The following is an 11245-nucleotide window of genomic DNA, read 5'->3' as shown; positions in this document are numbered from 1 at the left end:
CGCGCGATCCTGGCGTTCGGTCCCGCGCGGCCCCGATCCCCGGCGCTGGCCGCCGAACTCGAACTCGTCCGCCGCCGCGGATACGCCGTCGAGGTCCGGAACGAACGGTCCTCGGTGCTGGCGCTGGCGGTGCCGGTGTTCGGCAGCGACCGGCGGCCGTGGGGTGCGGTCGGTGTCCAGGCGGGACGCCGGCGTCTCACCGACCGTGCCGTCGGTGACGTGGTGTCCGCCATGCAGCGCGCCGCCGCCCGTATCGGCCGCCGGGTGCCTCCGGTCAGTGCCGAAAATTATTCCGGCTGAGTCTTTTTCGCATCGTGAAAAGCGGGTTCCGCCGGTGCTTCCCGGAGGGCACGGTGGTGACAGGCACCGGATTCCGGTCCGAACCACCGATCGATTCCACAGCATCGATTCCACAGTGAGGGAAACCCATGACACTCGCACCCGACACGCCTGCCGCCGCGGCCGGCACGTTCACGGTCACCCCGGTCGCCGGGCACATCGGCGCCGACGTGAGCGGTCTCGACCTGCGAAACCCGCTCGCGGACAACATCGCCGAGCAACTGCGCGCGGCTCTGCACGAATACAAGGTGCTGTTCTTCCACGGCCAGGAGATCGACCACGCGCAGCAGATCGCGTTCTCGCGCAACTTCGGCACCGTGACCCCGTCGCATCCGTACGACGACGAGGCGCCGGAAGGTTTCCCGGAGATCCTCGCCGTGGACAGCCGCAAGTACGAAAAGCGTTTCGGTCGTAAGAAGTACAGCTACGACAACCAGTGGCACACCGACGTCACCGCGGTCGTCAACCCGCCGGCCGTGACGCTGCTGCGCTCCGGGGAGGTCCCGGTGCGCGGGGGTGACACGACCTGGGCGAACCTCGTCGCCGCGTACAACGGCCTGCCCGAATCGCTGCAGCGGCTGGTCGACGGATTGCGCGCCGAACACCGCTTCGGTGGCCGCCGCCCGCAGTGGTCCGCGGACAGCGACTACGCCCGCCGTGTGCAGGAGAACCCGCTGGTGTCCGAACATCCCGTCGTGCGGGTGCATCCGGTGACCGGCGAACGGGCCCTGTTCGTGCAGCCCGGCTTCACCGCCCGGATCGTCGGCCTGTCCCCGTCGCAGAGCGACCGCCTGCTCGATCTGCTGTTCGAGGAGGTCACCAACCCCGCCTACACGGTGCGTTTCCGCTGGCGGCCGGGTTCGCTCGCGGTGTGGGACAACCGCGCCACCGCCCACCTGGCACCGACCGACCTCGACCATCTCGACGTCACCCGGGTGCTGTACCGCACCACCATCGAAGGCGACGTCCCGGTCGGCCCGGACGGCCGCGAGTCGGTCGCCCTCGCCGGTGACGCCTTCCGCGGACAGGAGTAGGACCATGACTGCCATCGCAGAACGCGCCACCGAGCCGACGGTCGCGCCGATCGCCGGATACCTCGGTGCGGAGGTCACCGGGGTGGACCTGAGCGGCGAACTCGACGCCGCGACCGTCGCGCAGCTGCGCGAGGCGCTGCTCGACCACAAGGTGCTGTTCTTCCGGAACCAGCCGCTCGACCACGCCCAGCAGATCCGGTTCACGCAGTACTTCGGCCGGGTCACCCCCGCGCACCCGTACAACTACGATCCCGACTCGCAGTTCCCGGAGATCCTCGAGGTCGACAGCCGCAAGTACGCAGCGCGGGCCGGGACGAAGAAGTACTCGTACGCGAACTTCTGGCATTCGGACATCTCGGCGCTGGTGAACCCGCCGGCGATCACGTTCCTGCGGTCCGAGCTGGTACCGGACGTCGGCGGCGACACCACCTGGACCGACCTGGGCGCGGCATACGCCAACCTGCCCGAGTCGCTCAAGGCGTTCCTCGACGGTCTGCGCGCCGAGCACCGCTTCGGCGGCCGGGTACCGCGGTGGGCGGCCGGCAGCGAGTCGGAACAGCACGTCGTCACCGAGCCGTACGTGACCGAACACCCGGTCGTGCGGGTGCATCCGGAAACCGGGCAGCGGGGGCTGTTCGTCACGCCCGGGTTCACCAGCCGCATCCTCGGGGTGTCGCCGCGCCAGAGCGACCGGCTGCTCGATCTGCTGTTCGAGGAGATCACCAACCCGGCCTACACCGTGCGGGTGCGGTGGGAGAACGACAGCATCGGCGTGTGGGACAACCGGATCACCGCGCACCAGGCGCCCACCGACCTCGACCACCTCGACGTGGTGCGGGTGCTGCACCGCACCACCGTCGAAGGTGACGTGCCTGTGGGCCCGGACGGGCAGCGGTCCGTCTCCGTGATCGGCGAGCCCTTCCACGGGCGCGACTGACGAGGAGACTACGGATGCCGTCGATGCTGCGAAGAAGGGTTTCGGTGGGCGCGGCCCTCGCCGCGCTGCTCGCACTCGTGTCGACGGCATGCGCCGGCCCGGCCGGGGACACCGAGCAGGTGGACCCGGCCGGGAAGACGGTGCTGCGGTACGAGGGCACGGCCAGTGCGGTGACCTTCCCGGAACTCGCCGAGGACCTCGGCTACTTCGACACGGTGACGTTGGAGTGGTTGGGCGACAACACGAGTGGGCCTTCGAGTATTCAGAACACCGCGACCGGCGAAACGGATTTCGGTTCGGCGTTCTACGGTGCGATCGCCAAGCTGGTCGACGCGGGAGCACCGCTGACCACGGTGATCGCGAACTACGGTTCCGACGGTGACACAGAGGAGGACAGCTTCAACGGGTACTACGTGCTCGACGGCAGTCCGCTGCGGTCGGCGCGGGACCTGATCGGCCGGAAGCTCGGGATCAATACCCTCGGCGCGTACCACGAATACGTGATCAAGGAGTGGCTGTTCCGGGCGGGACTGACCGACGAGGAGATCGCACAGGTCGAACTCGTCGTGGTGCCGCCGCTGAACACCGAACAGTCGTTGCGGCAGGGGCAGATCGACGTCGGCAATCTCGGCGGGGTAGTCAAGGATGCGGCGCTCGCGCGCGGCGGACTGCGCCCGCTGTTCACCGACGTGGATCTGACCGGGCCGCTCGGGATCGGCGGGTTCGTCTTCCGGGACGATTTCGTCGCCGAGCATCCCGACGCGGTCGCCGACTTCGTGCAGGGCACCGCGCGTGCGTTGCGGTGGGCGCAGGTCACGCCGCGGCAGGAGGTGATCGACCGGTTCGTGGCGATCATCGAAGCCCGCGGACGCAGCGAGTCCACCGATTTCGTGCGGCAGTGGAAGAGCACCGGGGTGCCGACACCGGGCGGGGTGATCGCCGCCGAGGAGTTCGCGATCTGGATCGACCAGAGCGTGCGGCTGGGCAGTCTGCAGCCCGGCGCCGTCGAGCCGGAGGAGTTGTTCACCAACGAGTTCAACCCCTATGCGAACGGCACCTACCCGCCGGACAGCGGCCCGGACGGGCAGCCGGTCGGAGCTGCCGGCTGAAAAGGAGCTGCCGGCGGGCCGGGGGCGCCGGCAGCGCGTGCCCCGAGGCGATTCGTCGCCTCGGGGCACTCCCGTGTTCGTGGAATGTTCCAATGGCGGAACCGGATCGTTGTCACCGGATCCGGACCCGACCGAGGAGAACCGCGTGAGTGCACCGCAAACCCTGATGTATGCCGAGGACCTGGTGGTCGGCGACCGGATCGAATTGGGGACCCACACGGTCGGCGAGGACGAACTGGTCGATTTCGCCCGGTCGTGGGATCCGCAGTGGTTCCACACCGACCGCGACGCCGCGGCATCGGGGCCGTTCGGAAGCCTGATCGCCAGCGGAATCCACACCCTCGCGGTCGCGCAGCGGCTCACCGTCGAAGCCGCCTACGGACGGTGGGCGGTGATCGCCGGCAGGCAGCTGAGGCAGGTCCGGTTCCTGAGCCCGGTGCTGCCGGGATCCACGCTGACCGGGACCTATGTGATCGACGACGTGACGCTCGACGACCGCGGTCGCGGGCTGGTCACCGCCACCGTCACGCTCGTCGACGACGCGGGAAGGGCGGTGCTCGACGGGGTGGTCGAGTCGTATGTGCGTCGTCGGCGCTAGTCCCGATTCGTGTTCCGGGCCACTCGAGGCTTAAGGTTGCTGTGTGCAACAGAACGATTCTGTGCCCGGACCGGCCGACGCCGAATCCGACGCCTCGCTGCACCCGGCCGTCGTGGCCGAGGTGTACGACGAGTTCGTCCACCTCGTCCGGTACCTGATCGCGGGGGAACGCGCGCACAGCGGCGCGCTGACTTTTACGCAACACTCCCTGCTCGGGTACATCGCCCGAAACCCCGGATGCCGCGCGACCGACGTCTCGGACGCCTTCGGTGTCAACCGCTCCACCGTGTCCCGCCAGCTGCGCACCTGCGTCGACGCCGGCTGGGTCGCGGCGGAACCGGGACCGACCCGGCTCGGGCATCCGCTGAACCTGACCGACCGCGGCCGGACGGTCCTCGAGGACACGGTCGCGCGCCGACACGACGATGTGCGTGCGGGGCTTGCCGGTTGGAACCAGGATGAACTCGACCGGTTCGTCCACCTGCTGCGCCGATTCCGTCACGGTGTGGACACCGCCCCCGCCGCGACGACCGACCCGAACGATGGAGATGCCCGTGCGTGAGTACTCGACCCCCGCCCAGTTCACCGTCGGCGACGACGAGTCCGTCGTCCACACGGTCTTCGTGCACGCGGAGAAGACCCCGCACCGGGTGATGTTCTCGCGCCCCGAAGCGCAGGGCGAATGGGTCGCCGTGACCGCGAGCCAGTTCGCCGAGCAGGTCACCGGCGTCGCGAAGGGCCTGATCGCCAACGGTGTGCAGCCCGGCGACCGGATCGCCCTCCTGTCGGCCACCCGCTACGAGTGGTCCCTGTTCGACTACGCGATCTGGGCCGCCGGCGCGGTGTCGGTGCCGATCTACGACTCGTCGTCCACCGATCAGATCCGCTGGATCCTGCAGGACTCGGAGGCGGTGCTCGCCGTCGTCGAGACCGCCGGCCACGAGGAGCTGTTCGTCGACATGCCGGACACCCTGCGCCGGATCCTGCAGATCGACGGCGGTGCCGTCGACACCCTGATCGCCGAGGGCGCCGACATCGACGACCTCGAGGTCCGGACCCGCCTCGACGGCATCCGCGCCGACGATCTGGCCTCGCTGGTCTACACCTCCGGCACCACGGGCCGGCCCAAGGGCTGCATCCTCACCCACCGCAACTTCCTGTCCGAGGTCCGTGCGATCCTCACCTCCGCGGTCGGCGCGGTCGCCAAGCCCGGCAACCGCGGCCTGACCTTCCTGCCGCTCGCGCACGTGCTGGCCCGCGCGGTGGCGTTGGCGCTGTTCGAATGCGGCGCGGCACAGTCGCACTGGTCGGACTTCTCGACGGTGTCCGCCCAGTTCGAGCGGTACTCGCCGAACATCATCCTCGGTGTGCCGCGCGTGTTCGAGAAGGTGCGCGACGCCGCCGCCGGCAAGGCGGCCGCGGGCGGCAAGCTCAACGCCTCGATCTTCCGGTTCGCCGAGGAGACCGCCATCGCCTACAGCGAGTCCCTCGACCAGGGCGGCCCCTCCCTGGCGCTCAAGGCCAAGCACGCGATGGCCGACAAGCTCGTCTACTCGAAGCTGCGGGCGGCGATGGGCAACGACTGCTGGTACGCGATCTCCGGTGGCGGCGCGCTCAGCCCGAAGCTCGGACACTTCTTCCGCGGCGTCGGCGTGCCGATCTACGAGGGCTACGGCCTGACCGAGTCCACCGCCGCGCACAGCGTCAACATGCCCGGCGCACAGAAGATCGGTTCGGTCGGTCAGCCCTTGGGCGGCAACAGCACCCGCATCGCCGAGGACGGCGAGATCGAGCTGCGCGGCGGCGTGATCTTTCAGGGCTACTGGCGCAACGAGAAGGCCACCGAGGAGGTCTTCCGCGACGGCTGGTTCCGCACCGGCGACCTCGGCGAGATCGACGACGACGGTTACGTGTACATCACCGGCCGCAAGAAGGACCTCATCGTCACCGCCGGCGGAAAGAACGTCTCGCCCGGCCCGCTCGAGGACCGGATGCGTTCGCACACACTGGTTTCGCAGGCCGTGGTGATCGGTGACGGTCGCGCGTTCATCACCGCGCTGCTCACCGTCGATCCCGACGTGTTCGCCAACTGGAAGGCCGAAAACGGCAAGCCCGCCACCGCGACGATCGCCCAGCTGCGGCACGACCCGGCGCTGCGCGACGCGATGCAGACCATCGTCGACGACGCCAACTCGACCGTCTCGCACGCCGAGGCGATCAAGAAGTTCGTGATCCTCGATCGCGACCTGACCGAGGCGACGGGCGAGCTGACCCCGACGCTGAAGATCAAGCGCAACATCGTCACCGAACGCTTCGCCGAGGACATCGAGAGCATGTACGGCCACTGATCGCCGGCGTCGACAGATCCGATGCGGACCCACCCGAACACGGGTGGGTCCGCATCGTCGTCCTGGGTGGATCCGGAAGTCAGCCGCGGACGGCGGCGGCGAGCGCGGCGAACCGGTCGCTACCGGCGAGGTCGTCGAGCAGCACCGCGCGGCCACGACCGTCGGCGAGCGGGATCCGCCAGTTCGGGTATTCGTCGGTGGTGCCGGGCTGGTTCTGGCTGCGTCGTTCACCGACCGCGTCGACGAGTGAAACCGCCAGCAGCGCAGAGGGACTCGCTGCGATCAGCCGGTGCAGCGCCTCGACGGTCTGCGGGTCGGCGACGTCCTGCTCGGTGTCGTCGGGGTCGGCCGGCGGGAGCAGACCCCGGTCGCGGGCGAGCTGCAGCACCGCATCCCGTTCCTGCTCGGCTTCGGCGAGTTCGGCGTCGAGATCGCGTTCGAGCAGGCCGAGTTCCGAGCGCAACCGCACGTGGTCGCCGGCGAGATAACCCGCCGTGGGCGGCAGATCGTGTGTGGTCACCGACGTCAGGCACAGCTGCCGGTAGCTCTCCGGTGGCCGCGGATCGTGCCCGTCCTTCTCGAACCACAGGATCGACGTGCCCGCGACACCGCGACCGGCCAGGTACTGCTGCACCCAGCCCTCGAACACCCCCAGGTCCTCGCCGATCACCACGGCCCCGGCGCGCTGTGCCTCCAGCACCAGGATGCCGACGAGCGCCTCGTGGTCGTACCGGACGTAGGTGCCTTCGTCGGGGGTGCAGCCGTCGGGCACCCACCAGGTGCGGAACAACCCGAGGATGTGGTCGACGCGGAGCCCCCCGGCGTGCCGCAACGCCGCCCGCAGCACGTCCCGGAACGGCCGGTATCCGAGTTCGGCGAGCCGGTCCGGCCGCCACGGCGGCTGGTTCCAGTCCTGACCGCGCTTGTTGAAATCGTCGGGGGGAGCGCCCACCGTCACGCCGGTGGCCAGCGCATCCCCGAGTGTCCACGCGTCGGCACCGTTGCGGCGCACCCCCACCGCCAGGTCGTGCACGATGCCGAGATCCATGCCCGCGGTCCGTGCGGCCTCCTGAGCCGTCGCGAGCTGCTCGTCGCACACCCACTGCAGCCAGCAGTGGAAATCGATGCGGTCGGCCAGTTTCGCGCGCAGCCGCTCGGTGTCCGGGTGATCCGGGGACGGTGCCCGCTTCGCCCACCGTTCGGGGCGATCGCCGAACTTCTCGGCGAGCGCGCACCACAACGCGAAATCCGCGAGCGCCCGGCCACCCTCGGCGCGGAACGTCTCGAACGCCACCTGCCGGGACGCCGAACGCGGCACCCGGTACACGTGTTCGAGCACATCGAGTTTCGCGCGCAAGGTCGCGTCGCGGTCGAGCCGCTTACCCTTGCGGTTCGCGCGCGCGAACTTCGCCGCGTACGCGTCGAGCCGCTTGCGGTGCTTGGTGGGCAGATAGGCCGTCTCGGGGATGTTCTCGACGCGCACATACAGCGGATCGGCGAAGCGCCGCGACGAGGGCAGATAGGGCGACGGCTCGACCGGGGGCCGGGGATCCCCGGCGTGCACCGGGTTGACCAGCAGGAAGTCTCCGTCGTACGCCGCGCCGGTCACCGCGGCCAGATCCGCGAGATCCGCGAAGTCGCCCAGCCCCCACGACCGGCTCGACCGCACCGAATACACCTGGGCCGCAACACCCCACCGTCGCTTCTGCAGCAGCCGGTCCGCGGCCGCGAGCCGGGCGGGTGTCACCACGAGCGTCACGGCCGCCTCGACGTCGTTGCTGCGCGCGCGCAGCGTGTGCCAGCCCGGCGGCAGATCCGGCACCGCGAACGTCGCCCGGCCCACGAGCCGGTCGTCCACAGTGCGCGGCTCGACCCACACGTCGAGCTGCTCGGCCTCGCGTTCGGTGCCATCCTCGGCGACCACCCACACCTCGACGGGATCGCCGTGCGGCACATGCACCGGAAAGGTGCGATGCTCACCCTCGACGACGACCAGCGACGGGGGCAGCATCCGCCGCCACACCCGGTTCGGGACGTCCTCGAGGGACGCGGCGATCTCCTCGTCCGAGCCGGCCGGGATGTCGAGCGCCCCGAGCACCGCCTGCAGCGTGTGGTCGCAGACGTAGTGTTCCTGCCCGTCCCAGCCCCGGTACGAGCAGGAGACGCCGGAACGTTCGGCCAGTTCGCGGAGCTTCACCGTCGCCGTCACGGGATGCGATCATGCCAGGAAAAGGTCCGTCCGTCAGTGCGGAAGGAGCGAATCGTGCCCGACATCGAGATCGTCCCGGGAGACATCACCCGGATCGCGGCGGATGCGATCGTCAACGCGGCGAACTCGTCGCTGCTCGGCGGGGGTGGGGTGGACGGCGCGATTCACCGCGTCGGTGGCCCCGACATCCTCGAGGCCTGCCGGGAACTGCGCGCCACCAGGCTGCCGGACGGGCTGCCCGCGGGCGAAGCCGTCGCCACGACCGCGGGTCGGCTGCCCGCCCGGTGGGTCATCCACACCGTCGGACCGGTGTACTCCGCCCGCGAGGACAGATCTGCGATCCTGCGCTCGGCGTACACGCGCAGCCTCCTCGTCGCCGACGGTCTCGGCGCCCGCATCGTGACGTTCCCGCTCATCTCTGCGGGCGTGTACGGGTGGCCGGTGGACGACGCCGCCCGGCAGGCGGTCGCCGCGATCCGCGCGTCGGTAGCCGCCGTGGAGCGGGCCGTGATGGTCGCGTTCGACGCGGCTGCGGAAGACGCGCTGCGGCGTGCGGTGGCGGGGGAGGAGCGCGATGGATGAGGCCTTCCGGCTTCCATACCGCCCAGGCCGACCCGTGGCCTAGTCGAACAGGGTGGGCTCGTCCGGATCGTCGAACAGGGCGGGCTGTTCCGGCGCGGCCGCCTGGGCCGGCTTGTCCGACACCGCCGGGCGAGCAGGCTTACCCGGCTTCGCCGCCGGCGCGCGCGGCGACTCGTCCGCCGGCCTGTCGAGGAACTCCAGTGCCGCGGTGAGGGATCGGCCCGTCAGCTCCCATTCGAGCGCGCGGGCGTCGGCCGCCTCCATGCCGTCGTCGTCGCCGGCCGCGGCGCGCTCGAGCGCTTCGCACTCCCAGCCGACCTGCTGCTCGACCGTCATCGCGAGGAAACGCTGGAGCTCGGACGGTTCGTTGTCGCCGATCGCCGCGACCGTCTTGACCTGGATCTCCACCTCCCCGTGCAGGTGGAAGTCGCGCAGCGCCAGCAGCGCGAGCGGCAGATCGCCCTCCGACTCGGGAGTCCACGGCGGGTCCTCGTCGTCGTCCGGCGCGCAGACGTGGTCCGGCTCGCGCAGCAGCTCGCCGCCGAGATGGGTGGCGAACTCCACCTCCAGCGTCTCGAGGAACTCGGCCATCCGGTCGAGCCCGGACAGCAGGTGGGCGGGCACGAACGGCGAACTCGGCAGGTGCAGCGCCACCGCGACCCGATCCTCGACCAACACGAACTTCAGGTGCGGCCAGCGGCGGTTGAGATCGGCGACGACCTCCGCGGCGCGGGTACGGCCGGTGATGGTGTGCACAATCGGCGCGAACAGGTCCACCGTCCCCGAACCCTGTCCGATGCCGACGAACAGCAGCACCCCGGCAACGCGCAGCACGATGTCGCCGTCGTCGTCCCACGGCGGCGCCGACCCGATCCGCCGCTGCACGGTCGCCTCGACGAGCTCGCGCAGATGCTCCTCACCGGTCGGCTCGACGGCCACCGGCAGCGCAGGGACAGCGGGTGCCTCGCGGACCGTCGGGAGCGGCTCGAAGGCCGGAGTACGGCCGGGGCCGAACGTCTCGATACGCAGGAACAACGGATGGGGCACACCCCAGATCTCGCGCAGCGCCCGCACCGACACCGCCGCCAGCTCGTCGGACCAACCGGTGGGCCGGTCCATCCAGTAGGCGGGCGAGCCGCCGTCCTCCGGCTCGTCCGGGCCCCGGGTGGGTTCCTGCAGACCCAGCTCGGTCAGCAGCGCCCGATCGGCGGTGCTCAGGCGGCGATCGTCGTCGAGGTGCGCATCCGACGGCACCTCGACACGCACCTGCCCACCGTCCCACGCGTAGAACTGCACACACGGCCCGGCAGGCCCGGCGGACTCCTCGGCCAGCGGTTCGAGCACCAGGCCGTCGCCGTCGCGCATCGCCGCCACGTGGTCGGCCAGGCGCTCCCGGAATTCCTTCCACGCCCGTTCGACGTCGCGATCGAACCGGGTGCCGGCCTTCTCCCATGGCGTACCCGGCATGATCGACCTCTCTTCCGTGACCCGAACGATGTGCCGGAAAGACTAGCGGGGGACTCCGACAATCGACGCTGTCGCAGAGTGTGAGTTGCGATCGCGCTGATCGGAACGGTTCCGTCGCATCCGTGCGGCGCGTCATCATCGCCGCATGATCGGATCCGCCGTGTTCGGCCGTGCCCTCGCCGCCCTCCGGAAACTCGTGGACGCCACGGGCGTGTCCGAGTGTGCCGGTGACGCCGTGGCGACGGTGGCGATCAGGTTCACGCTCTGAGGCAGTTGCCCGCCGGCAGGCAGAGGCGCGGGTCCGTCGTGCCGCCCGGACGCAGACGCCCCCGCCACCGGAAGAGGTGGCGGGGGCGTCCGAATTCCCGTTGCGATTACGGGATGGTGAGCACCTGGCCCGGGTGGATCAGATCCGGGTTCGCGATGCCGTTCGCATCGGCGATGCGCTGGTACTGGTTGCCGTCACCGTAGACGCGCTCGGCGATCGCCCACAGGCTGTCGCCGGGGGCGACGGTGTGGGTGCGCGGCGCCGGCGGGGCCGGGGGCGCGGGTGCGGGCTCGGGAGCGGGAGCGGGCTCGGCGGGAGCAGCGGGAGCCTCGGCCTGCGCGATCGCGGTGTCGG

General features: G+C 70.3%; 12 protein-coding genes. 9 read left to right on the top strand and 3 right to left on the bottom strand.

What is annotated here, in order from left to right; all coding sequences use genetic code 11:
• From I0Q12_RS13320 to I0Q12_RS13290, 7 genes are all read left to right on the top strand, one after another.
• A partial coding sequence (locus tag I0Q12_RS13320) for an IclR family transcriptional regulator C-terminal domain-containing protein (protein WP_307846224.1) occupies positions 1 to 300 on the top strand: 300 nt, incomplete at its 5' end.
• Positions 301 to 428: 128 nt separating this feature from the next.
• Positions 429 to 1373: a TauD/TfdA family dioxygenase gene (locus I0Q12_RS13315; protein ID WP_197252371.1), complete on the top strand. Its 945-nt coding sequence runs from the start codon at positions 429 to 431 to the stop codon at positions 1371 to 1373.
• A 4-nt stretch (positions 1374 to 1377) separates the two neighbouring features.
• Positions 1378 to 2310: a TauD/TfdA family dioxygenase gene (locus tag I0Q12_RS13310; RefSeq protein WP_197252370.1), complete on the top strand. Its 933-nt coding sequence runs from the start codon at positions 1378 to 1380 to the stop codon at positions 2308 to 2310.
• A 23-nt stretch (positions 2311 to 2333) separates the two neighbouring features.
• On the top strand, positions 2334 to 3419 hold the full coding sequence (locus I0Q12_RS13305) for an ABC transporter substrate-binding protein (protein WP_197252400.1): 1086 nt from the start codon (positions 2334 to 2336) through the stop codon (positions 3417 to 3419).
• Between the two features lie 145 nt (positions 3420 to 3564).
• Positions 3565 to 4017, top strand: a complete 453-nt coding sequence (locus I0Q12_RS13300) for a MaoC/PaaZ C-terminal domain-containing protein (protein WP_374068692.1) — start codon at positions 3565 to 3567, stop codon at positions 4015 to 4017.
• Between the two features lie 61 nt (positions 4018 to 4078).
• Complete coding sequence (locus I0Q12_RS13295; RefSeq protein ID WP_197252398.1) at positions 4079 to 4579, top strand: MarR family winged helix-turn-helix transcriptional regulator; 501 nt, start codon at positions 4079 to 4081, stop codon at positions 4577 to 4579.
• On the top strand, positions 4566 to 6365 hold the full coding sequence (locus tag I0Q12_RS13290; protein ID WP_374068691.1) for a long-chain fatty acid--CoA ligase: 1800 nt from the start codon (positions 4566 to 4568) through the stop codon (positions 6363 to 6365). Before I0Q12_RS13295 ends, I0Q12_RS13290 begins: the two co-directional genes overlap by 14 nt.
• 79 nt (positions 6366 to 6444) lie before the next feature.
• Here I0Q12_RS13290 and malQ read toward each other — a convergent pair whose 3' ends face one another.
• Positions 6445 to 8574 (bottom strand): 4-alpha-glucanotransferase, encoded by a 2130-nt coding sequence (malQ, locus tag I0Q12_RS13285; protein WP_197252368.1) that lies wholly within the window; start codon positions 8572 to 8574, stop codon positions 6445 to 6447.
• Positions 8575 to 8628: 54 nt separating this feature from the next.
• Here malQ and I0Q12_RS13280 point away from each other — a divergent pair, with 54 nt between their 5' ends.
• Positions 8629 to 9156, top strand: coding sequence for an O-acetyl-ADP-ribose deacetylase (locus I0Q12_RS13280; protein WP_197252367.1), 528 nt, complete (start codon positions 8629 to 8631; stop codon positions 9154 to 9156).
• A gap of 39 nt (positions 9157 to 9195) precedes the next feature.
• Here the strand turns inward: I0Q12_RS13280 and I0Q12_RS13275 are convergent, their stop codons facing one another.
• The gene (locus tag I0Q12_RS13275) at positions 9196 to 10623 is read right to left on the bottom strand and encodes a hypothetical protein (protein WP_197252366.1); all 1428 of its coding nucleotides are present in this window, start codon (positions 10621 to 10623) and stop codon (positions 9196 to 9198) included.
• A gap of 145 nt (positions 10624 to 10768) precedes the next feature.
• Between I0Q12_RS13275 and I0Q12_RS34635 the strand changes: the two genes are divergently transcribed.
• The gene (locus I0Q12_RS34635) at positions 10769 to 10891 is read left to right on the top strand and encodes a hypothetical protein (protein WP_269437609.1); all 123 of its coding nucleotides are present in this window, start codon (positions 10769 to 10771) and stop codon (positions 10889 to 10891) included.
• A gap of 106 nt (positions 10892 to 10997) precedes the next feature.
• On the opposite strand, the gene I0Q12_RS13270 is transcribed toward I0Q12_RS34635, so the two are convergent.
• The coding region (locus I0Q12_RS13270) for a LysM peptidoglycan-binding domain-containing protein (protein WP_197252365.1) at positions 10998 to 11245 on the bottom strand (248 nt) is incomplete at its 5' end.

This window comes from Rhodococcus sp. CX (assembly GCF_015865005.1).
Lineage (GTDB): Bacteria > Actinomycetota > Actinomycetes > Mycobacteriales > Mycobacteriaceae > Rhodococcus.
The sequence above is the reverse complement of the archived record's forward strand: the minus strand, read 5'-3'. Positions and strand labels throughout refer to the sequence as shown.